The sequence below is a fragment of the Oribacterium sp. KHPX15 genome, assembly GCF_900107835.1.
Taxonomy (GTDB): Bacteria; Bacillota; Clostridia; order Lachnospirales; family Lachnospiraceae; genus Oribacterium.
Window position 1 is genome coordinate 43,805 of sequence record NZ_FNRG01000019.1, and the last position, 22,653, is coordinate 66,457.

General features: G+C 42.6%; 17 protein-coding genes and 1 pseudogene. 2 read left to right on the forward strand and 16 right to left on the reverse strand.

What is annotated here, in order from left to right; all coding sequences use genetic code 11:
• Positions 1–211: 211 nt before the first annotated feature.
• The gene (locus BLV86_RS11640) at positions 212–1,396 is read right to left on the reverse strand and encodes a GGDEF domain-containing protein (RefSeq protein ID WP_090817491.1); all 1,185 of its coding nucleotides are present in this window, start codon (positions 1,394–1,396) and stop codon (positions 212–214) included.
• A 373-nt stretch (positions 1,397–1,769) separates the two neighbouring features.
• Here BLV86_RS11640 and BLV86_RS11645 point away from each other — a divergent pair, with 373 nt between their 5' ends.
• Positions 1,770–2,615 (forward strand): hypothetical protein, encoded by an 846-nt coding sequence (locus BLV86_RS11645; protein WP_090817494.1) that lies wholly within the window; start codon positions 1,770–1,772, stop codon positions 2,613–2,615.
• Positions 2,616–2,704: 89 nt separating this feature from the next.
• On the opposite strand, the gene BLV86_RS11650 is transcribed toward BLV86_RS11645, so the two are convergent.
• From BLV86_RS11650 to treP, 15 genes and pseudogenes are all read right to left on the reverse strand, one after another.
• Entirely contained in the window at positions 2,705–3,766 is a 1,062-nt protein-coding gene (locus tag BLV86_RS11650) for a Gfo/Idh/MocA family protein (protein ID WP_090817497.1), read from the reverse strand.
• Positions 3,767–3,789: 23 nt separating this feature from the next.
• Positions 3,790–4,833 carry an ABC transporter permease gene (locus tag BLV86_RS11655; protein WP_330386239.1) on the reverse strand — a complete coding sequence of 348 codons (1,044 nt, stop codon included), beginning with the start codon at positions 4,831–4,833 and terminating at the stop codon, positions 3,790–3,792.
• A 5-nt stretch (positions 4,834–4,838) separates the two neighbouring features.
• A complete protein-coding gene (locus BLV86_RS11660) occupies positions 4,839–6,326 on the reverse strand; it encodes a sugar ABC transporter ATP-binding protein (protein ID WP_090817499.1) in 1,488 nt (495 codons plus the stop codon).
• Positions 6,327–6,451: 125 nt separating this feature from the next.
• Positions 6,452–7,588: a substrate-binding domain-containing protein gene (locus tag BLV86_RS11665; protein WP_090817502.1), complete on the reverse strand. Its 1,137-nt coding sequence runs from the start codon at positions 7,586–7,588 to the stop codon at positions 6,452–6,454.
• 233 nt (positions 7,589–7,821) lie between these two features.
• Positions 7,822–8,265 (reverse strand): C-glycoside deglycosidase beta subunit domain-containing protein, encoded by a 444-nt coding sequence (locus BLV86_RS11670; protein WP_090817504.1) that lies wholly within the window; start codon positions 8,263–8,265, stop codon positions 7,822–7,824.
• A 29-nt stretch (positions 8,266–8,294) separates the two neighbouring features.
• Positions 8,295–9,167 carry a sugar phosphate isomerase/epimerase family protein gene (locus BLV86_RS11675; protein WP_090817507.1) on the reverse strand — a complete coding sequence of 291 codons (873 nt, stop codon included), beginning with the start codon at positions 9,165–9,167 and terminating at the stop codon, positions 8,295–8,297.
• Between the two features lie 24 nt (positions 9,168–9,191).
• Complete coding sequence (locus BLV86_RS11680) at positions 9,192–10,610, reverse strand: MFS transporter (RefSeq protein ID WP_090817510.1); 1,419 nt, start codon at positions 10,608–10,610, stop codon at positions 9,192–9,194.
• A 277-nt stretch (positions 10,611–10,887) separates the two neighbouring features.
• Positions 10,888–13,356, reverse strand: a complete 2,469-nt coding sequence (locus BLV86_RS11685; RefSeq protein ID WP_090817513.1) for a GH39 family glycosyl hydrolase — start codon at positions 13,354–13,356, stop codon at positions 10,888–10,890.
• Between the two features lie 124 nt (positions 13,357–13,480).
• Positions 13,481–14,758 (reverse strand): Gfo/Idh/MocA family protein, encoded by a 1,278-nt coding sequence (locus BLV86_RS11690; protein WP_090817585.1) that lies wholly within the window; start codon positions 14,756–14,758, stop codon positions 13,481–13,483.
• 96 nt (positions 14,759–14,854) lie between these two features.
• Positions 14,855–15,694, reverse strand: a complete 840-nt coding sequence (locus tag BLV86_RS11695) for a sugar phosphate isomerase/epimerase family protein (RefSeq protein ID WP_090817516.1) — start codon at positions 15,692–15,694, stop codon at positions 14,855–14,857.
• Positions 15,695–15,879: 185 nt separating this feature from the next.
• Positions 15,880–16,416 carry a DUF308 domain-containing protein gene (locus BLV86_RS11700; RefSeq protein WP_081827991.1) on the reverse strand — a complete coding sequence of 179 codons (537 nt, stop codon included), beginning with the start codon at positions 16,414–16,416 and terminating at the stop codon, positions 15,880–15,882.
• A gap of 72 nt (positions 16,417–16,488) precedes the next feature.
• Entirely contained in the window at positions 16,489–17,664 is a 1,176-nt protein-coding gene (locus tag BLV86_RS11705; RefSeq protein WP_090817518.1) for a DUF6765 family protein, read from the reverse strand.
• Position 17,665: 1 nt separating this feature from the next.
• Complete coding sequence (locus BLV86_RS11710; RefSeq protein WP_090817521.1) at positions 17,666–18,166, reverse strand: hypothetical protein; 501 nt, start codon at positions 18,164–18,166, stop codon at positions 17,666–17,668.
• Positions 18,167–18,382: 216 nt separating this feature from the next.
• The gene (treC, locus tag BLV86_RS11715) at positions 18,383–20,017 is read right to left on the reverse strand and encodes an alpha,alpha-phosphotrehalase (protein ID WP_090817524.1); all 1,635 of its coding nucleotides are present in this window, start codon (positions 20,015–20,017) and stop codon (positions 18,383–18,385) included.
• Positions 20,018–20,235: 218 nt separating this feature from the next.
• Positions 20,236–21,636: pseudogene (treP, locus tag BLV86_RS11720) on the reverse strand (PTS system trehalose-specific EIIBC component); the annotation flags it as partial.
• 189 nt (positions 21,637–21,825) lie between these two features.
• On the opposite strand from treP, the gene treR reads away from it, so the two are divergent.
• Positions 21,826–22,551 (forward strand): trehalose operon repressor, encoded by a 726-nt coding sequence (treR, locus tag BLV86_RS11725; protein WP_090817530.1) that lies wholly within the window; start codon positions 21,826–21,828, stop codon positions 22,549–22,551.
• Positions 22,552–22,653: the final 102 nt, after the last annotated feature.

The following is a 22,653-nucleotide window of genomic DNA, read 5'->3' on the forward strand; positions in this document are numbered from 1 at the left end:
TCTATTTAAATAGTGTCCCATCAAAAGAACACCTGAGTCCACCCCTATTGGACTCAGGTGTTTCTTTTTCTGCTTTTCAGGAATCAGGCAGCGAAGTTTTTCCTGCCCGCACGCAGGACACCCTGTCTATGAAACAGACACATTACTATCAGCGGCCCTGCAATGCAAAAAAAGAGAGTTATGGATCCCCACAACTCTCTTCATTAATCATTCAGCCCGACATTGCCTGCTCCGGCATCATATTTGCATTGTCATTTCTGTTCTTATATTTATCCCTGTACATTGCCTCATCGGCAGCCTCTATAAAGCTGTCTATATCGCAATATTTCTTATCGTATTTTACATAACCGCAGGCAATGGATATGGGAATCTTCTTCAATCCGGGTCCAAAATTTCCCACCTTCCTCTTTATTGCCTTGACCAGGTTTTTAATGTCTCCTTCCGAGTCCATATTGATGATCAGTATGAACTCATCCCCACCATATCTTGCCAGGAATGTCTTCCTCGGAACCTTGTCCAGAACAGCCTTTAAGGAATCTGCAACATAAGCCAGTACCTTGTCGCCTTCAACATGACCGTAATGATCGTTTATCTCCTTAAAATGGTTTACATCCATCATAATGGCATAAAGCCCGTTTCTTCCGTTTTTCATTCGATCTTCCAGGTATCTGAGCAGCCTTGATCTGTTGTTAAGACCGGTAAGATGATCCTTATAGATCATCATTTCCTGCTTGTTGAAAAAGATCATCAGGAGCATAAGCATTGTCGCTGCAGGTACGAAACATCCGGACGTATAAAGCTCAGCAACAGCCGCTATAAAAGGAAGAACCGGATACAGCGCTATACTTGCAACCAGCTTTCTTTTATCGCTGTCATCATACTTTCTGGAACTGGTAAAACATGTAGATGACGCCAGCAAAGCCGTCATATATACTACTACTTTTTGGAACAAAGCCAGATCCCCGTTATGAAGCATGCCGCTGCCATCGATGTAAAAAAACATCCTTGTGAATGGCGAGTAGAGGGATAATGCTGTCAGCCCGGCAAAAGGCATTGCCCAGATAAGCACTCCCTTCTTGTCTTTCTCAAAGAATGGCTTCTCTGTTTTCATTATAAATGAGATCCAACTGTAAACAGACAGATATACCCCTATATCACATAAGGTCCTGGAAATAAGGATCAGATTGATCCCATTAAGAGTATGGGCTCCCATATCACTCAGGAGCCCCGTTACACAGTAAAAAATCGTCATAAAAATATGCGCTATGATAACCCTCGCGAAAGAAACATTAACCCTGTTGCTCTTACTGAGACCGGAAACGACCTTCATAAGGACAAGAGCCAATATGGTTACACACAGCACATTTAATTCTATAAATACTATATTGTCATTCATTTTTACTATTCCTTAGTCAATCATCAGTTACTATAGGGCCGGCAATGAATCTCCCTCAGCTTACGAACCCCACAGATGGCAAAATAGCTGATAATTACAGCTTCCAAACTGTTGATAATGATTATATCGATTAATGGCCTCTATATATAACATATGTACGTAAACCTTAAAGTTTCCGTTTAGTATTGAAAGATTTTTAAATAGTTTTATTACATAAATCAATAGTATCTGCATCAAATGTGGTAAAATACTTACATCGGGCATCTCATCCTGTGATTAAATCATGATTTATGCTTGTGCTGAGGCAGTGTGAGTTCACATCACGGAAAGAATGACGAAATACAAAATCATTAGTTTTATAAGGGGGATTATCATGATGAAAAAATCTATTCTTTTAGCATCTGCTCTGTGTCTGATTCTTGCGGGCTGCGGAGCCAGTGAAATTCCGACTGCAGGCACTTCAGAAACCACTGCTGCAGAAACCAATGAAAAGACCACTGCTGTAGAAGATGGAAGCTCTGCTTCGGTTGCTCTGGATGCAAAGACCTCTGTTGAAATCCACGCATCCATCCAGAAAGAACAGGCTTCTCCTGAATGGGTAACGAACCTGCCTGCTGCAAAAGACGAGAATACAAAACAGCTTTTTGTTGTTGCCGGAATGGGCATGGATAAGACAACAGCCACTGTTTCAATGCATGAGAGAGATAAGGATGGAAACTGGGTACAGATTCTTTCAACTCCGGGTTTTGTAGGCCTTAACGGTCTCTGCCCTGATGAAGATCACAAGGAGGGCTGCGCACAGACTCCTATTGGTACCTATCACTTCAACAAGGCCTTCGGTATTGCAGATGACCCTGGATGCCAGATTCCATATGTTAAGGTAACCGATGATACCTGGTGGTCAGGTGATGACCGCGAGGGTATGCATTATAATGAAATGGTTGATATAAAGGACTATCCTGACCTTGTTAAGGATAACAGCGAGCACATTACAGATTATGAGTATCAGTACCAGTACTGCCTTAATATCAGCTTCAACGAAGAAGGTACTCCCGGAAGAGGCTCCGCTATATTCCTTCACTGTTTTGGACCTTTGAAGCCTTATACAGGCGGATGTGTTGCTCTTCCTGAAAATATCATGAAGCTTGTGATGCAGAGAGTAACTGAGGACTGTGTAGTTGTTATTGATACATTTGAGAATTTGAACGGAAGCTTCTAATCATTTGAAGAAATTAGCCGCGAGAATCCAGTACCACCGGGTACAGCTCTCTACCATGAGAACCGTCATCCCCGGTGGCTTTTTTATATTTATCTGTTTTCCGGAATAGTGATCATTCTTCCGATGTCGGAAGATGCCATGGCTGCAAAGATAACTCTCATTGATTTGAGAGCATCTGCTCCGGTACATCTGCATTTCCTTTCACCTTTAATTGACTCTATAAATTCGTCTATTACACCCGAATTCAAACTTTCACCGGTTCCGATGGTCTGATCGGCATTGGTCATCATTTTTTCAGTCGAAAGGAAATTCTGTCTTCCATCCTTTTTCTCCACGATAAGGCTGTATTCTCTGTCATCGTAGCATCTTATTGAACCTTCTGTTCCATGAATGACGATAGAATTATATTCCTGACCGTAATCTGTCCAGCTTGCGTGCATCGTTCCTGTTGCACCGTTTGCCAGTTTGTAGATACACCAGGCATTATCCTCAACGTCGATAAGAGATCCATTAGGGTATTTCTTGTCAAGCGTTGCCGTATGAGCATAAACCTCTGTAATATTCTCCCCTGTAAGGTAATGCACAAGATCCGTCTTATGGATACCAAGGTCTGCCAGAGCACCCATTCCGGCATCTGTCTTCTTAAAGAACCAGGTATCATCGGAGCCTGTCCATCTCTCAGGTCCCGAATGACCGAATTTAGTCTCGAAGGATACTATTCTTCCTATCTCACCTGCCTGTATCAGTTCTTTTGCCTTAACATGAGCGGATGAAAAACGCTGATTCTGTGCGATCATAAGAAGTTTTCCTGCTTTCTCTGCCTCTTCCACCATGGCGATACATTTATAGATCGTAACGTCCATCGGCTTTTCACAAAGTACATGCTTACCTGCCTGAAGGGCAAGTATTGCATCGTGGGCATGGCGTGCATTTGAAGTACATACGCTGACTGCATCCAGATCCATAGCCACAAGCTGCTCAACGCTGTCACAAACCACACCGCCGTACTGCTTCTGAATTTCCTCTGCCTTACTTCTGGTCCTGTTATAAATTGCGGCTATTTCAACATCCTCACGGGCTGCATACTCAGGCAAATGTCTCCTCACAGAAATAGCCCCGCAGCCTATGATTCCAACTCTGATTTTTTTCATTATCAATCCCCTCCAGAATCAACTCATTTTTTCAGTTTTTCTTTTATCTGAGGTGCTGCAATCTGAATAAGAATTACAACTATAAGGATAATTCCCTTTATTGCATTGTTGATAAGTGAATCCATCTTTAACGCAATGATTATCTTATCGATAACAGTATAGGAAAGTGATCCGAAAAGTACTCCCAGCATTCTGCCGCGTCCGCCGCTCATTGCTATACCGCCGAGGACTACTGCTGCAATTGCGTACATCTCATAGCTTGAACCTGTTGTTGCAGGATCTGAAGATGCATTCATGCAGATCCAGAGATAAGCTGCTATACCTACCATTGCACCCATGATCACGAAAACAGACATCTTGACTGCCTTAACGTTGATACCTGTCATGAAAGCTCCCTTTTCACTTGAACCGGTAGCATAAATCTTCTTGCCGTATTTTGTATCTTCAAGAATATATACAAAGATAACAGTGAAGATTATAAGGAGAATTCCTACGATAGGTATGGTAGCGAGCTTGTTGTTTCCGATGGCATACATGATGTCATAGCCGCTGAATTTATTGGACATTCTGTAAACGGAAGAGCCTCCTCCTATAAGCGCTTTTGGAATGTGCTGACAGAAGTACTGTGAGAATGATCTGTAGATAAGCATTGTAGCCAGAGTCACAATGAAGGATGGCATCTTAACCACTCCCACAAGAAGACCGTTTATAAATCCGAGAGCCGCACCGAAAGCAACCGAGAAAATTGCCGTTAAAAACAGATTTCCTGATGTGGCATTGAAGATTACCACCGAGAATCCGCTTACAAGTGCCAGTGTAGAACCTGCCGAAAGGTCTATCTCACCGGTGAGGCATACCATTCCCATTCCCAGTGAAACTATACCGATGACCGCTGAATGCCTCAGGATATTCATGGTGGCGCTCCAGGTCATCACACTGCTGCTCACCGCATATACTATGAAGATAATAAAAAATACAAATATGAAACTGTAATTGTGCCATATACTGCCCAGCACATTTTTCTTTTTTTTGCTCTTTTCCATCGCTATGTTCATTGCTATATCCATCTCTTTCACGCCTCCACAGAATTGGTAGAATACATCATGACTGTGTGCTCTTCTATTTCATCATGTGAAAGACTCTTGATTATCTCACCGTTATAGAAGATCAAAACTCTGTCCGCCACTTTTTGCAGCTCGGGAATTTCCAGGGTGTTTACAAGTATCGTCTTCCCCGATTCTGAGAGCTTCAATATCAGTTTATATATTTCTTCCTTCGCACCCACATCGATCCCCTGTGTAGGATTATCGAAAAGAAGAATGTCGGCACCGGTATTCAGCCATCTTGCTATAAATACCTTCTGCTGATTTCCTCCGCTCAGGGAAAGAATTCCGTCATCCGCCGACTCGGCCTTGATATTGAGCTGCTGTTTATAATTTTGATAGTTATCTTTCTCTTTTTTCTTATCTATGTTGAAATGCACTGCCGAAAGCACCTGCTCGGCAAGATACATGTTTTCCGCGATCGTCATGTCAGGAATTACGGAATTTTCCTTACGATTTGCCGGGAGGAGTCCGATTCCCGCTCTCATTGCTTTATGTGTATCTATTTCAGAAAACTTCTTTCCAAATACTTCAACCTCTCCGGAACTTATTGGGTTGGCTCCGAAAAGACTCTGTAAAAGTTCACTGCTGCCTGAACCCTGAAGTCCCGTAAGTCCCAGGATCTCACCCTTCTTCACGGACATGGAGATGTTACTGAAACCTTTTCCGCTTACCTTATCAAGCTTCAGCACTTCCTCCCCGGTCTCTCTTTTACGGTAAATGTCTCCGTTATCCGAAGCATGCCCCACCATCAGTTTTGTTACTTCCTGAGGTGTGGTATCAGCAATCTTCCCGCTGCCAACATATTCACCGTTTCTGAAAACCGTGTATGAATCACAGTACTCGAAGATTTCGGGCATCTTATGGGAAATAAATATAAAAGATATCCCCTTCTTTTTTAACTCTTTTACTATCCCGAAAAGATGCTCTACTTCTTCATTGGTGAGAGAAGTTGTGGGTTCATCAAGGATCAGAAGTTTCGCGTCAAAGAAAAGCGCTTTGCTTATCTCCAGCAGCTGTTTCTCACCCATCTTCAGATTATCCACAAGCTCCTCAGGGTCAATGCTTACCCCTAACTCTTTAAAGAGCTTTTCGGAATTCCTGATCATTTCTTTTTTTCTCAGTTTTCCGAACGCATTGGTAAGCTCTTTATTTATATATATATTTTCAAATACTCTCAGATCATTAAAAAGATTGAGTTCCTGGTGTACAAATGCTATACCGGTTTCCTCACTCTTTTTAATGGTTATATTCTTTAATTCCTGACCATCGAAAGTAATCGAACCCCCGTCCGAATCTATAGTTCCGGTCAGGATATTCATCAGCGTTGACTTACCGGCTCCGTTTTCACCGAGAAGGGCGTGGATTTCGCCCTTTTCCACAGTAAGATCCACGCCTTTCAAAACCGGTACGCCGCTGAAGGACTTTTTAATATTTTTCATTTCCAGAAGCGACATGCCTTTTCCCCCAAAAATTTATTAACACTGTTGTATCAGCAGTAATATTTGACATACAGATGTCATTCCAATCGGCTTTTCATTTATTTCTGACATACAGATATCAATCAGTTCGATTCACAATTTTAGTTGAATCCCTTGAATTCAGAAACATTATCTGCAGTTACATTCTTACACTCGATAACGTGGTCCTGGGTAACTTCCTTGCCGTCAAGATAATCAACCATATCTGCGATCGCAGTCTGAATCATGCTTGGGCTGTAGGTTACTGACATTAATCCGCCGAGCTGACCGTAGATATCACCGTAAGACTCACCTCTTAATACACCGTAAAACTCGTCAAGTCCGCCGCAGCCGGTGATAACAGGCTTGTTTCCAAGGAATGCTTCCTTCGCAGAATCCTCGATTCCGCCTCCGTTTAATGCTTCAAGGATACCCATTCCGAGCTCATCATCCTCTGCATAGATCCACTTAATTGAAGTATTTGAGTTGTCTCCCATAAGTGTTTCAAAAGAAGCCTTTGTATCAGAACGGCTCCAGTTCATGGCACCTGAATATGTAATGCTGCTGTTTACCTGATCCTCTGTCCACTTTGCATCATCAGCAATCTTCTGACCGTCAAATTCAAGCTCACCTGTAAGGTACTCTGTAAAGCCCTGATTACGAAGTGTTGTAACTGATGAAGTATCTCCTTCGTAAACGTAAACCTTATCGCCAGGCTTAAGACCAAGTGATACGAAATATGCTGCAGAACCTGCACCGATGCCTTCATTATCGCCCTTAACATTGGCAACTGCACTGTCCTGAACTCCGTCGATGATTCTGTCAAATGCAACATATGGGACACCTGCGTCTACCAGTTCCTGGATAGCAGACTGTACTGTATCATCGATAGGCTGGATAACTACTGCGATGTCCTTCTCTCCCTTGGCGATGATGTCCTCAATCTGATTGATCTGATATGATGCATCATCACAGGTGATAACTTCTGCGCTGTACTTGCCTTCGCTGTTGACTTCCTCAACCTTTTCTTTTGCAAATGTTGCAACCGAACCGGTCCAGCCATGATCCTCAGGTGCTGTCAGAACATAAATGTGTGTTGAAGCTGACTCTCCTGCAGCGGCTGTAGCCTCCGCTTTCTGATCTGCTGCGCCTGATGCTTCCGGTACTGCAGCTCCGGCATTGTCTGTGCTGCTGCCGCAGGCTGCAAGTGAAAGAGCCATAACTCCTGTTAATAATCCTGAAATTATTCTTTTCTTCATAACTATATTTCCTCCTGTGTTAGAAAGTTCTGTTTTGTTTGTATGCTAATGATATCTCAATGCACTTTTTTCCTCTTTTCATCGAAAACCAAATAAACATCATATTTTGCTTTTGATTTATTTAGCTAATGTCTTCTGCAATATATGTTGTTCATTTGTTGCACTCCGTAATCCACTGGGGACGGATGCAACAAAAAAGTCGGAAAACATTCATCGTTTTCCGACCTTATAACTTATACAATCAATAATCTTCTCTCATTTACATGATGTCCGAACTCTGGCATGTATACCATGGGCTCCTTATCCGGATCGAGACCGTCCTGAATGATTGGCGGCATATATGATGAGGTCCAGCAGAAGCCGTACTTCAGATCATGATAGCCCTGGGAAAGACCGCCTTCCTTCTTTACCTTAAGCACTGCAGGCTTTGTTGTTGACCAGTGAGTCTGAAAATCTGATTTCATTTCATCATTTGTGAAATCTTCACCGTTGATATTCCATGTGATGAGATCCTTATCAAATCTCTCACCGTCTACGAAAAGTGTACCCGGGCGAAGCTGTGAAAGGAAAATCCCTCTGTAATACGGGAGCTTCACTTTAAGCTGAAAGCCTGTAACATTACCCTTTTCATCTTTAATATTTCTAAATCCAACTGACTGGATAACCTGTTTTTCCATTTATTATCTAACCTCCTTTAAAAAATCTTTTAATCTCCAAGCAGATTCTTAAGAAGAATGTGATGCTTACGAAGAGTCTGTCCTACTTCGTAGCCGTCATCATACTTATCAGCACCTTCATACTCGCTTAACAGATAGCCCTCATATCCGTTATCCTGCATAACCTTGATGATCTCAGGATATGGGATTGTTGTCTCCTGGAAATCATCGCTCATGTTGATGAATTTTGCATGGCAGCAATAAATATATGGAAGCAGCGGAATAATGTCTTCAGGCTTGTTTGGTGTGTAATTGGGGTCAACCCACTCGCCTTCCTTGAATTCTGTACGGAATACAGAGAAGTCAATGTTGAGGCCGAAATTCTTTGTGCCTGTCTCCTTAATGAAGTCAACGAAATCAGAAACAAGCTTGCCCTTAAGGTTAGATGGTGTGTGTATCTCAGGGCACATCTGTATGCCAAGCTCCTCTGCCAGAGGAAGAGCGCCTTTTATGATCTCTCTCCAGTTAAGAACCGGCTCAAGAAGATCGTTGATAACCGGCATCTTGGTTCTCATAACTGTGAAACCAAGTCTGTGGGCAAGACGGATATCTCTCTTAAGCATCTCAACAGCCTCTTCGGTTGTGAGATCTCTGTCACCGAGAACATGTGAGTCAATCCAGTTACCGTACTCCACAGGAACAATCTCATACTTATCGCAAAGTCTGTGCCAGTTCTCTACCCATTCGTCTGTGGGATACGGATAGTTCTCTATATGGGTGTTTGCAAGAATCTCTATTCCGTGTGCACCCATATCACGTAAATCTTCAAAACAGTCTTCCAGTGTCTTTGAAAGTCCGAACTCTGCTGAGTAGCTGTATAAAGCGACTCCTCTCTTTGGACCTTTTCTATCATACTTATACATCGTTTTTCTCCTTTTTTTTTAAATTCAGACAGCCTTTGCTGCTCCAACAAGATCTGCATTTATTTCTTCTTCGTAGCTGATTCCGGTGTGTCTCTCGGCAAGCTTTCTTCTGATCTCATCAGCCTGTGCGTCTGTCATATCCCAGAGCAGACATGCCGCAGCTGAAACCACAAACAGAATTGCAGGAATAAGGTTGACTGTAACGTTGATTCCCTTGAGGGCTTCCACCGTCTGCTCAGCATTTGCAACATATCCGAAGGCACTCATTATCATGATACCGAAGGCACCACCGATGGCATTACCAACCTTTGTTGCAAGACCGTAAGTTGCATAAGCTGTTCCGTCTGTACGAACTCCGCTCTTAAGCTCCATATAATCAACAGAGTCTGAAACCATTGAAAGACTCATAGGGAAACCTACATTGAAGAGACCGAAGATAATGTCTCCTGCAAGCACCATGTTCATATTGTCAAATGGTGCAAGATACATAATGAAAAGTCCGACAGCCTGGATTGCCATGGCACCCATAAGGACATTTCTCTTTCCAAATCTCTTAGCAAAGAATGGAACAAATAATGAACCAATGATTCCTCCGATGGAAGGGATAGTCATTATCAGACCGATCATCGTGAATGAACCGAGGCAGTAGATTACATAATAAGCAGTCACTGCGATACGGCCCATGAATGCAGTCATCTGAAGTACCATGATAAGTGTGATGATCATAAGGTACTTGTTATTTACAAGATTTGCGATTGTTTCCTTGAAGGAAAATCCTCTCACTTCCTCATTTACAGGCTGTACAACTTCCTTACCTGTAAGTGCAACGATCAAAAACATCGGAATAGAGATGATTCCGTAAATGATTGCAACCATCATGTAACCATGTCCGTCTGCAACCTGTGCGCCTGCTGCAGAGAACTTAAGAGCAAGACCTGCTGACAAACCGTTTACAATCACCATACCGAGGTTCATACCGATATTTCTGAATGTGTTGATAACATTTCTCTGATCTGCATCCTCGGTCATTACACCTGCAAGTGCACCGTAAGGAATATTTACAAGTGTGTAGATCATACCTGCGATAATGTAGGTTACCGCTGCCCATATAACACCTGCTGTACTCTTTCCTCCGAAAGGATTAACGAATGTCAATACGCTGAATAATGCAAGGAAAGGAGCGCCGAATGCGATGTACGGTCTGAACCTTCCGAACTTTGAACGTGTTCTTTCTGCGATGGCACCCATCATAGGATCATTAACCGCATCCCATATTCTGGCGAGCATCATGATCACTGTTACCGCCAGTGGTGCGAGACCAACTACATCCGTGTAGTAGATTGTCAGGTATGAACCTACATAAGTCCATACAAATTGTGATGCCAGGTCTCCGAGACCATAGCAAATCGTGCCTAAGCGTGAAGCTTTTCTTTTCTTCTCCATAACTGATACCCCTATCTGATTTTTTTTAGTCCGGTAAGAAACTTATTACCAAAAAAGTTACTTAAGATAAGTGTATTTTAGGAGGATTTTAACAACGATTCTTTTCATATATTTACAATCACATATTATGATTTGCACAAAATCACACATATTTAAAGGGCGATGCAACAGAATTATATCATCTGTTGCATCGCCCTTTATTTTCCGGCTTTGACCTATGATCAATTTGTATAAATACACCCGGATGTCATTGATTTTTTGCATCCTGAAATCAGTTTTATGTCCTGAAAATATGTATAATGCTTATTTCGTGAGGTTCGAGTCTTAAATCGAGTTCAATCTCATCACCATACCCTGAAATCGAAGAAACATTTTGGCTCAGGTTAGGCAGACAAATGGCCTCAAGATATTTGATATCCTGTCTGGTAAGTCTGGTATTGAACTGGAATTTGCTCCATTCTCCCAGGATACTTCCATTACTGTTATTAAGGACCCTTCTCTTTATACAATAATCTCCGGGCTCTCCAATATTTCTAAGCTTTATATGGAGGTTCAGCTCCTTCTCATCCTCAAATATCATAGGACGATTTTCGAGTATGTTCACATCCTCATCCTGCATGAGATAATTCTCCCTGAACCAGGAAAAGTTATGACACACGATGTAAATGTCTCCGTTTTCCTTTCTGCTGACTATGAATTTATCAGTCTTGTCCATGATATATTCACCAAGCTGATTCATGAAGTCTATTGCGTAATAAGCAGGCTTACGTATAGTATCCTTAGTAAGAAGTCCTATACCTCCGTTAGCGATACCGACAGTATCCATATAGCTGCTTATCCAGTCGGAGGCGCACATCACGCTGATGATATCTACCTTGTCATAAATATTGATGAGCTTACGCACCATGTAAGCCGCTCTGAAACAGCTGTCATTCAGTGCATTTCTGTTGGATATGGAATTGTTCCATTCTGTTATATATATTTTTGCATCTTCCATGCCGAAAGCCTTCATGAGAGCTCTTATCTTATCGACCTGCTCCTCCTCATAATTACTGTTTCCGGAAATAACTCTGGATCTTTCCTTCCTGATTTCCTCATTTACCACGTTATTCTGACTCTTTTTTACGGAGTCCCGGGGCAAAAGGCTTTCCGAAGAGGTCTCATAGGGAAACAGAAGAAATGAAGTAAAATCTGCCTTTATGTTATTTTGCAGGCATTTTTCATAAAAGTCCCTCAGAAATGACTCATCATAGGTGATGACACTTCCTATACCTCCAACCTCCGCGCCCGGAATCTTTGAACGGATAGTCTCATAGAAAAACTTAAAGGCATTAAAGAAATCGTACTCTCCCTTGTAAATCCCCTGTTCAGGATGACGGGACTCATGCCAGTTGTCCCTGGTGAGCTCAAAAATCCATGTGGAAACAACCCCAAGCCCATATCTCGAAACTATGTGTGTCAGGAAATCCTCCAGAAGACTCTCCCATGCTTCTCTTGAAACAAAATCAATATATTCTTCATTATAGTAAACCGGCCTGGTTTCGGAACTCAGAGCCGCTTCAGGTCTTCTGCCAAATTCCAGGAAGGGCTGCAGATGATGCTGTACAAAGAAGTCCAGCACCTGATCCACCATGTCATAATTATAAACACCGATACTTTTTCCATCGAAAAGCATCATCTTTCTGCTGAATACGTTCCAGATACGGAAATACCTGAAGTGAAGATGCTCGTTTATAAACAGAGTATGGTACTGCATATTCGCCTTGGTAAGGTCGCTCATGGCGCCAACATTCATTACCTTGTTCCAGGTCTTTTCGTACTTTACTCCGGGCTTGGCCTTAAGATCTGTCAGTGCGGTAAAACTCTTTTCTCCTCTTACCTTCTTATATCCCTTCTCCTTAAGTTCCTCTCGGATATCTTCTTCTGTATTCTCCTCCGGCGCCTCCTCCGGAAGGCTGTCTTCCTGGAACTTCTTTCTGTAGTCGGTAGGCGCGATTCCCATAACTTTTCGGAAGGATCGGTTAAAGGAGGCTGAATTTGCAAAACCGCAGGTAAGTGCAATCTGGGTAACAGTCTGTTTAGTTGACCTTAGAAGCTGAAGCGACGACTGTACCCTGAGCTGCATAACATAATCAGCAAAATATACCCCCGTATGTTTCTTGAAAATTCTCGAAAGGGTAGATGCCGAAACAAACATGCTGTCCGCAAGTTCATTTAAGTTTATATCTCTGTCAAGATTTGAGAGGATGTACTGCATCATCTCCCTCATGCGGGCATCAGCCTCAGTTTCCTCATCCTTTAAATCATTAGCATGGAGCTGATAATTCTCAACAAGACAGTCAAGCATCTTCAAAAGAAGACTCGCATTATAAGCAGAACTCTTATGAGCATCCTCGGTATATTCTGCCGTCAGTTCGTAGAAAATATCCCTTAGATCCCGGTACGAATGACTCATATCAACAACAGAATTGCAATAAAACATCATTCTGCTGTTTTTCAGGATATCCGTCATAAGCTGCATTGGATAAATGGCGATTCCGTAAAGGGCATCAAAACACTCAACAATCTCATATTCCGTTCCGGGATTAATAAGTATGATGTCTCCTTCTGCCATTCTGAAATCTTCGTCCCGGTAGCGCACGGTCATTTTTCCTTCCAACAGAAAAAGAATCGTCATCTCCACCTGTCTTGAGGTTTCGTTCTTAACAGCTCTTTTTACGGTATAGCTTAAATTTTTGGTTTCCATATATTTAAGAAAGCTCTCCTTGGGCTAAGTAATCATCAATGTATATCAAATGATAACATATTAAACCTAAGCACGCAAAAAGCGGGGACGAAATTTCGTCCCCGCCTGTGTGATGTAACCCTGATTAAGCCTTGTAATCATCAAAATCATATTTGATTGTTCCGAAAGGTGTCTCCTGCTCACGGATAGCGATGGATTTAGACATTGCCCTGATCTCATCGGCAGTAACAGAACGGCCAAGCTCGTTTGAAAGAACAACACCTTCTGAAAGGAATGCTGTCTGCATTGCGATATAAGGTGAGTCGATTCTTGTTTCATCGGTAAGCTCTCCGCGAAGGTATGAATACCAGTGAAGCTGGTTGTCATTGAACTTCTCCATCTCAGGATTGAGCGCAAGCTCCTGCATACCTGTAACATCGCCGATAGCACACTCAAGCTTTGTATCGAAAAGGCGACCCTTCTCATCAACGCCGAAGTACTGAAGTCTCGGCTTCTGAAGTTCTCCTCCGCCAACGATGTTTCCGCCCTCAGGAACAGCCATAGGTCCGCCTGTCTGGTCAACATCAGTAAACTTAAGTCCACCGAGAGAACCGGCGATAAAGCTGGATCCGATTTCATCCATATGGATAGCCCAGTCCTCATAAATATCCATTGAAAGACCGTTCTTGAAACGAGCGATAGCTACAGAAAGATCCTCAACAGGTGTGTGACAGTTTACGGCATCATCTATTCTCTTATCTCTCCAGTAATCACAAGTGGTTGTTCCGTATACGCTCTCAAGCTCCGGCATTCCCATTACATAAAGCATCTGAGCAATGTGATAGATTCCAAGATCGAAAAGAGGTCCATGTACACCAACTCTTGGATCTACGAAATCACGGCTGAAGAAAGGCATATCATATCCGGGACGTCCCTGACGTCTGTGACCAACGCTTCTTGCATGATAAATCTTACCAAGCTTACCGTCAGCGATCATTTCCTTTGCGATTCTTGTCTGAGGATTGTAGATAGAGCTGATCTGAATAGCAAGCTTCTTTCCATACTTCTTCTGTGCATCGTAAAGTATCTTTGCATCTGCGTAGCTTGCTGACATAGGCTTCTCTGAGTAGCAGTCAAAGCCTGCTGCCATAACGGCTGTTGCAACAGATGTATGAAGATTGTTGTGTACACATACTTCAACTTCATCGATATCATCTCTCTTGAGCATCTCTCTGAAGTCCTGGTAAAGGTCCTTCTCGTCGATGCCATACTTTTTACCGAATGCTTCAAGCTTAGCCTTGTCAATCTCAGCAGCGGCTACAACCTTAAGGTTCTGTCCGCGCTTCTGCAGATTCTGGATAACTGTCATGTGTCTGTGGGAAATCATTCCCGTTCCGATGATTGCAATTCTTATTTCTTTCATTTTATCTTCTCCTAAGTAGTGTATATAATCCTTTGTTTCATTCAGAATGTCATATTGTGACATTCCGATCCTCAAGTTTCAAAAAGTTCTATTAAATTACCAGCCTAAGATTCTCAGATACTCTCTGCTTCTTCTTGCGCACTCCAGGGGCTCGAGTTCATAATGCTCATCCTGCTCGACTATCACCCACTGTGCATTGGACTCAACCGCTGCATTAAGTACAGGTTCCCAGATCATCATTCCGAAACCTACCGGTCTGAATCCGAAATATCCTGTCTCGCCTTCATCTTCCTCACTGTCGATTCCGATGAGCTTGTACATGTTCTTAACTTCACCCTGCTTGATATAATCCTTCAGATGAACTACAGGAATTCTGTCCTTATACTTCTTTACGAATCCCTCTGCATCAGAAGTAGCAACCTGGCACCAGCAGGTATCAAGCTCTGACATAAGGTTGTCATGAGGGATCGCATCAAACATTTCATCATATCCCCAGTTGCCATTATCCATCTTCACGAACTCGAAATCATGATTGTGATATAGGAAGGTCATGCCTGCATCATGTATCTTCTGTCCGATTTCGTTTAAGAGCGGAAGAAACTTCTTAAAGCCTTCGGGATTTGCCGGTCGATATTCCTCTGACATATAAGGCATTACAAGGTACTTAACACCGATTTTTTTATAATCTGCGATAATGCCGTCGATGTTTTCCATCATTTCGGCAAAAGCAACATGCGCGCTGATAGGAACAAGTCCTACTTCATCAAGTGTTTCCTTAATATACTCAGGTGTATGTCCGTAAAGGCCGGCAAGCTCCACGCCATCGTATCCAAGCTCCTTAACCTTCTGCATTACATTTTTAAAGTTTTCAGGTGTGTTCTCCAGCAAATCTCTGAGACCATAAACCTGTATTCCGATTGGAAGTGTCTTTTTCATCATTTATCTCCTTGGTCATTTATCATTTGTTTTGTTCTCTGTTGATGAAACCATAATACCCAATCTTCGCTTGATAATATTTTCCGTTCTTTCACAAACCTTTCCTGATATTGCATGTTATTTTTTAAAGCAAAAAAACCGTGCAACAAAAGACACACTTTTGTTGCACGGTATATATTCTATTTTTACGGAATATACTGCAGCATCGCGGTTCTTCTGAAACCGGATATCACATACATTATTCCCGAATATAAAAGTCCGAAACTGTAGATAAACACGGCAATCTTCGTATTCTTTATAAATACGATACAGCAAATAGCTAAAAGTACATCTATGATCCCATGGCTTAGCTTCAGCTTAAAATGCTTCGACCCGTTTTTCATGGTCTCCCGGGCCCGGAGTATCTCGATCACTCCGGCGAAGGCATGCAATATGGCAAGATACAGCAGCACATACATTCCCGGTACATCACTCAGGGACATTGTAATGATTCCGAAATCCATCAGTATCACACCGATATAAAGGGCTCTCCTGCCTCCCACCATAAACCTGGCCATGGTAAAATAATAAAACATCGAACCAATCCCGGAGACCATAAAGCCCCATCCTATAAAGACCAGAATGACCATATAGGCATCATTGGCAAATTCCACCATGACTCCGGCCACTAAGATCATCAGGATTCCAAACAATATTCTTTTCAGCCTTTGAAACTTAGTCATATAAACCTCATATATAAAACCCGGGGCTCTCGTCTTTTATCTCTGACATACGTCAGCAGTCCAGTCAGATCGCTATTTAAAGAAGTTCTTAATAGACAGTTTATCCTTGGGAACTGCCTTCGAGAATCCTGCGATCATATTTCCGGATTTAAAAATCTCACCTGTAACCATGCCCTTTTGAGCCAGGGCGCCTTTTATGAATCTTCCTATAAAGGTATTATCCTTTTCGCCCTTACCTGCTTTACTGTATTCGTCCTGATATTTTTCGACGTCAAAATCAGGGATCTCCTGCCCGGAAAGTTCCTCTCCAAACTCCTTCCAGTCGGCGCAGGCATTGATCTGACGCTTCCTCAGGATCCTGTCGATCCTTTCTCCGTACTTTTCCGGTACCTCTTCCTCATACCGTTCCGTTTCAAATAGGTCAATGCTTCCTTTCAGGAATTTCATGGCATATACCATCTGGGAAAAGGCCTTACGGTAATCAGAGGGGTTATCTTTTATAAGCTCATGATAGTCTCCCCAGGCAGGAAGATACTTATACTTTGCAAAAGAATAATCAGGAAAATGTCCTGCTCTTCCATGTCCCAGGTTCATGATGGACACTTCATTCCCCTGGAAAAGACTGTTGGAATACAATCCCTTTTCAACATCATCAGGCTCCGAGGGACTATGTCTGAACTTGACTTTTACCCAGGTTCCCTCTGAATCAGAATCTAAATCCGTACCGGCATTACCATTTGCCTCGCCGCCTGCTGCTTCACGAAACTCATAGAAATGCTCATCTGTATTGTTAATAACAAGGGTTGGTGTTCCCGCAAAATTACTGTGGGCCCAGGTGTCCGCCAGAACATGCATGGCTATACCCGCATGCTGGAGCCCATGCCCCTTTGCAAGCTCCACAGTCTTTTTCAAAAGCTCCCCGTTAGGCCCGCAGATCAGTCTGTACCTGTCCATATACCTTTTGGTCCGCTTTGCTTTTTCCGCATAAAGATCCCTGGGCAGAAAATGGAAGGATGCCCAGATTCTGGTTATATCCTGAAGACTCAATACGTCTGTACTTGCATCCATCATCTCAAGCTGTAATTGCGTGGTTGCTGCATTCTGAGGTGCACCGATCTTTAAAAGAAGTGTCCTTGAACAAAGATCCACGAACTGGGCACTGTAGCAGATATCCAAACTATCTTCATGACCGAAGCCTGCAAGGAACGCAGCACAGTAGGTTGCATAATAATGAAAATCTTCCTGCATATCACACCTCACTCAAAACTGTGCCTTTGGAAAGTCTCTTTACCTGAATCGCAGCATATATCATATCCCCCAGTGCAAAGCAGGTGGTAATGTCTACAAACAACGCTGCCAATATAGTATCTATCTGTGTAAGATCCTCTTTGATTTCAATAAAGTATCCCGGAAGCCCGAGTACTGTCAGAATCAAAAACAATGCCGCAAACACTAAAAAGAAAAGCCTTTTACTCTTTCCTTTGGCATATTTTATGGCTCTTCTTCCCAAATATATATACATAAGGACTATGATCCCCATGATCAGAAAAAAAGTCACGGTCATAAAAGCCCCATACTCTTCCAGTTCTTCCTCAGTGACCCCCATTAAATCCATAATGGTTTTGTCACTAAAGCATATAATCATGAAATACTTCACCACAGTCCAGCACCCCACAAGGAGCATTGCCTTCCCGTTCAGCTCTATATTCTTTCGATATCTTCTTAACTTTACTTTTGTTTCTTCATCCATGGTGTATCTTATACCTCCTAGAATCAGGAAGTTTTCTGACTAACTGATTATAATTAAAAATCGACTGGATTAATGAATTATATAAATGGGCTTAATATGGTTTCAAGTCCTGTGACAAAGCTTCAAAAGCTACAGGTTACAAAATTCTCTCAAATAATAAAGCCGGAGGGGCTGTTCCGAAAACAGAACAGCCCCTCCGGCTTTGAATAAAAACATTTACTGAATCACAATACACTCATATGGTCTTAAGACATCAATACCTGAAATCCGGCTTTCGTCATAGTTTGAGAGCAGGATTTTCCTGCCTGTCATATCTATACTTTGAGGCAGACTCACTTCATCTTTTGACATATTGTTGAGCACTAGGATGTCTCCATCCTCTCCGACTCTCTTATAGGCCAGAATCTCTTTTACAGAATCAAAGATAAATTCGATACTGCCGTCCCGGATGACCTCATACTCCATCCTGAGATTTACAAGCTTTCTGTAAAAGTTAAGAACAGAATCTTCATCCGCTTCCTGGTCGGAAACATTAACACCCTCTCGATCCTCCGGAAGACTTATCCAGGGTTCTACTTCGGAAAAGCCTGCATACTTAGTGTTATCCCACTGCATGGGCGTCCTGGAATTATCTCTTGAACGTTCTCCTAAAATATGAAGTGCCTCTTCTTTGCTTTTTCCACTTTCCCGAAGTATCTTATAGTAGTTAATGCTCTCCACATCCCGGTAATCCTCTATTTTATCGAAATGCGGATTCATCATGCCGATTTCTTCACCCTGATATATATAAGGCGTTCCGCGAAGCATATGTATGCTGCAGGCAAGCATCTTTGCAGACTCTTTCCAATATTTGTGTTCATCCCCAAGTCTTGAGACTACTCTCGGCTGGTCGTGATTGCACCAGAAAACAGCATTCCATCCGTTTTTTTCCTGCATCCTGAGCTGCCACTCACGGAATATATCCTTCAGCTTGTCGTAATCCGGCCTCTGAAGCTCCCATTTTTCTCCATCCTTGTAATCTATTTTCAAATGATGAAAGTTGAAGCACATGGAGAGTTCCTTTTCTCCGGGATCCGTGTATCTGATGCAGTGATCAATGCAGGTGGAAGACATTTCCCCGACAGTCAGCATGTCCTCTATACCCGTATCCGCCACAAGTTCCTTCAGATATTCATGTACATGTGGTCCGTCAGTATAGAATCTTCGTCCGTCACCTTCCTCATCATCCCGGAATATCTCCGGCTTTGATATGAGATTTACTACGTCAAATCTGAATCCCCTGACTCCCTTGTCCTTCCAGAAAAGGATGACCTTCTTTAACTCGTTCCTTACTTCTGGATTATCCCAGTTAAGATCTGCCTGTGATACATCAAAAAGATGAAGATACCATTTTCCGAGAGAAGGAACATATTCCCAGGCACTGCCGCCGAACTTTGACTGCCAGTTCGTAGGTGGTTCGTCAGCATTACCATCACGGAAAATATAGTAGTTCATATACTTCTCTTCACCGGCGAGGGCACGTTTAAACCACTCGTGTTCTGTAGAGGTGTGGTTGAAGACCATATCAAATATGATCCCCAATCCTCGTTTTCCGGCTTCCGTAATAAGCTCAGTTACATCCTCCATATTTCCAAACATAGGATTAATGTCAAGATAATCCTCTATATCGTACCCATTGTCATTCATGGGTGATTTAAAGAAAGGTGTACTCCAGATATAATCCACCCCGAGACTACGGATGTAATCAAGCTTTTCGATGATTCCCCTTATGTCACCGACTCCGTCGCCGTTGCTGTCACAGAAAGACTTCGGATATATCTGATAAATCGTACTCTTACTAAAATTCTTCATAACTTTCCTCCATGGGTCAGGCACGAGCCGAATTAATCCGAACTCGAATCTCACCCTCCAAATAATCTCAAAAGTTTACTGTCAAACTCATTTGGAGGATCAGACAGCTGCCAGATTAATCCTGACTGCTGCCGACCCACATTTCAGATTTCAATGCTTACTTTCAAACTCTTATACCTGTTTCAAACGCTTACCGCCGGCTTCATAACCTTTACGGTTCCTCTTTTTTTACCTACCGCAACAGTGAGAAGGAACGGAACTGCTACAGCAACAAGTGTACAGATTGCGAAGCTTGCCATGTGCTGAGGCTGGATTGAAAGGATTCCGGGAAGGCCGCCTACACCGATGGCGTTGGCTGTTGTTCCTGTTGCCACGCAGATTACAGCGGCACATGCCGAACCGATCATTCCGCATACGAAAGGATAAACATGCTTTAAGTTTACTCCGAACATAGCAGGCTCTGTTACGCCGAGATAGCAGGAGATGCATGAAGGAACATTAACCTCCTGAGCCTCCGGATCCTTCTTCTGTAAGAAGATCATTCCAAGGACTGCTGAACCCTGTGCGATATTTGAAAGAGCGATCATCGGCCAAAGCATGGTTCCGCCATAGTCAGCGATGAGCTGAAGGTCGATGGCATTGGACATATGATGAAGTCCGGTGATAACCAGCGGCGCATAGATGAAGCCAAAAATTCCCGCAAAAACAATCTTCAGGGAACCTGTGATTCCTGCATAAACTACTGAAGAAATTGCTGAGCCTATCTTCCAGCCGATAGGACCCAGAACGAAATGAGCTGCGATAACAGAAAGGAGCAGGCTGCAGAAAGGAACAACTATCATTGAAACCACCGCAGGAGTAATCTTTCTGAAGAATTTTTCAAGGTATACCAATGTAAATGCCGCAAGCATTGCCGGTATAACCTGTGCCTGGTAACCAATCATATTCACTTTGAAGAATCCGAAATTCCAGGCAGGAATCTCAGTTGCACCTGCAACGGCATAGGCATTTAAAAGCTGTCCGGATACAAGTGTAAGACCGAGAATGATTCCAAGGATCTGTGTGGTTCCCATTTTCTTTGTAACCGACCAGCAGATACCAACAGGAAGCATATGAAATACTGCTTCGCCAATGAGCCACAGGAAACTGTCTATTCCCGCCCAGAATGTACTGATATCACACAAGGTTTTGGTTCCGTTTTCGAAAAGGTACAGACTGTCAATACAGTTTCTGAAACCAAGGATCAGACCTCCTGTGATGATGGCAGGAATGAGTGGTGCAAATACTTCCGCCAGAGCCGTGATCATTCTCTGAAGTGCATTCTGATTCTGCTTTGCTGCACTCTTTACCGCATCCTTGGAAACACCTTCGATGCCTGATACAGCGATGAAATCATTGTAAAAATCATTCACCGTAGTTCCGATGATAACCTGGAACTGTCCCGACTGTGTGAAGCTTCCCTTTACAGATTTAAGTTTCTCTATGCCCGGAACATCTGCCTTTGCCGGATCATTAAGTACAAATCTCATTCTGGTAACACAATGTGATACCGCTGCAATATTCTCTTTTCCACCTACGAGCTTTAAAAGCTCCTTTGCGTCCTCCGCATACTTACCCATAACGACCTCCGTTTAAAATCATCTTGTTTGAACAAGTTCTGAGGAATTTATAACACACTTGTTTAAACATGTCAACGAAAATATCGAAAGTTGTTTAAACAAGTTTGCACGTGTGGCTGAATGTTTACTGTATCGGTAAAATAAGCTATAATGATTAAGATGTTTAAACAAGCAAGGAGTTCTTTTGACATGCCAAAGTCCAGATATTCTGATATATATCAGGATTTAAAAAATAAAATCGAAACCGGGGAGTATGAATTCCAGGAACTGCTCCCTTCCGAACACCAGTTAATAGACTATTACGACTGCTCAAGAAATACCATTAGACGTGCCATAGGTAATCTCGTCACAGATGGATATGTACAAACCATGCAGGGAAAGGGCGTACGTAATATATATCAGCCGACACAGCAAAACTCTTTTGCCATAGGGAATATCGAAAGCTTTCGTGAATCAGCACTAAGAAACGGCAAAAAGCCAAAAACCAAAGTGATATATCTGACAGAGCTTGTGGCTGATAAAAAAATAGCACGCCGGACAGGTTTTGAACCCGGTTCAAACCTGTATTATCTCCAGCGTGTTCATTACCTTGATAATAAAGCTCTTATTCTTAATCACAATTACTTCCTGAAAGATCTTGTTCCCAACCTGACTAAAGAAATCGCTGAGAGCTCAATCTACGACTATATTGAAAACACTCTCAACATGTCCATCATCACCAGTAAGCGTGTATTTACCGTTGAGAAAATGACAGAAATTGATGAGAAATACCTGGATCTGGGAGATTACAATTGTCTTGCCGTCGTAACCAGCCAGACCTATAACAGTGATGGTATCATGTTCGAATATACCCAGTCCCGTCACAGACCTGACTATTTCAGTTTCCAGGACAATGCAACCAGACGTATGAGATAGGCACGTATAATACCTGTGAGAACCCCGGTTATGAAATCAATATACCCGCCGTTTTTCAGATGAGATAGGCTCGTATATGACTGTGAAACCATACCAACGGAT

Excerpts from the sequence above, each read along its gene's own strand:
- BLV86_RS11660 (WP_090817499.1), bottom strand. The coding sequence starts at position 6,326 with ATGTCGCTTCTGGAAATGAAAAATATTAAAAAGTCCTTCAGCGGCGTA.
- BLV86_RS11700 (WP_081827991.1), bottom strand. The coding sequence starts at position 16,416 with ATGACTAAGTTTCAAAGGCTGAAAAGAATATTGTTTGGAATCCTGATG.
- BLV86_RS11710 (WP_090817521.1), bottom strand. The coding sequence starts at position 18,166 with ATGGATGAAGAAACAAAAGTAAAGTTAAGAAGATATCGAAAGAATATA.
- treR (WP_090817530.1), top strand. The coding sequence starts at position 21,826 with ATGCCAAAGTCCAGATATTCTGATATATATCAGGATTTAAAAAATAAA.
- BLV86_RS11675 (WP_090817507.1), bottom strand. The coding sequence starts at position 9,167 with ATGTATAAGTATGATAGAAAAGGTCCAAAGAGAGGAGTCGCTTTATAC.
- treC (WP_090817524.1), bottom strand. The coding sequence starts at position 20,017 with ATGAAGAATTTTAGTAAGAGTACGATTTATCAGATATATCCGAAGTCT.
- BLV86_RS11680 (WP_090817510.1), bottom strand. The coding sequence starts at position 10,610 with ATGGAGAAGAAAAGAAAAGCTTCACGCTTAGGCACGATTTGCTATGGT.
- BLV86_RS11685 (WP_090817513.1), bottom strand. The coding sequence starts at position 13,356 with ATGGAAACCAAAAATTTAAGCTATACCGTAAAAAGAGCTGTTAAGAAC.
- BLV86_RS11695 (WP_090817516.1), bottom strand. The coding sequence starts at position 15,694 with ATGAAAAAGACACTTCCAATCGGAATACAGGTTTATGGTCTCAGAGAT.
- BLV86_RS11665 (WP_090817502.1), bottom strand. The coding sequence starts at position 7,588 with ATGAAGAAAAGAATAATTTCAGGATTATTAACAGGAGTTATGGCTCTT.
- BLV86_RS11690 (WP_090817585.1), bottom strand. The coding sequence starts at position 14,758 with ATGAAAGAAATAAGAATTGCAATCATCGGAACGGGAATGATTTCCCAC.
- BLV86_RS11640 (WP_090817491.1), bottom strand. The coding sequence starts at position 1,396 with ATGAATGACAATATAGTATTTATAGAATTAAATGTGCTGTGTGTAACC.
- BLV86_RS11670 (WP_090817504.1), bottom strand. The coding sequence starts at position 8,265 with ATGGAAAAACAGGTTATCCAGTCAGTTGGATTTAGAAATATTAAAGAT.
- BLV86_RS11650 (WP_090817497.1), bottom strand. The coding sequence starts at position 3,766 with ATGAAAAAAATCAGAGTTGGAATCATAGGCTGCGGGGCTATTTCTGTG.
- BLV86_RS11705 (WP_090817518.1), bottom strand. The coding sequence starts at position 17,664 with ATGCAGGAAGATTTTCATTATTATGCAACCTACTGTGCTGCGTTCCTT.
- BLV86_RS11655 (WP_330386239.1), bottom strand. The coding sequence starts at position 4,833 with ATGGATATAGCAATGAACATAGCGATGGAAAAGAGCAAAAAAAAGAAA.
- BLV86_RS11645 (WP_090817494.1), top strand. The coding sequence starts at position 1,770 with ATGATGAAAAAATCTATTCTTTTAGCATCTGCTCTGTGTCTGATTCTT.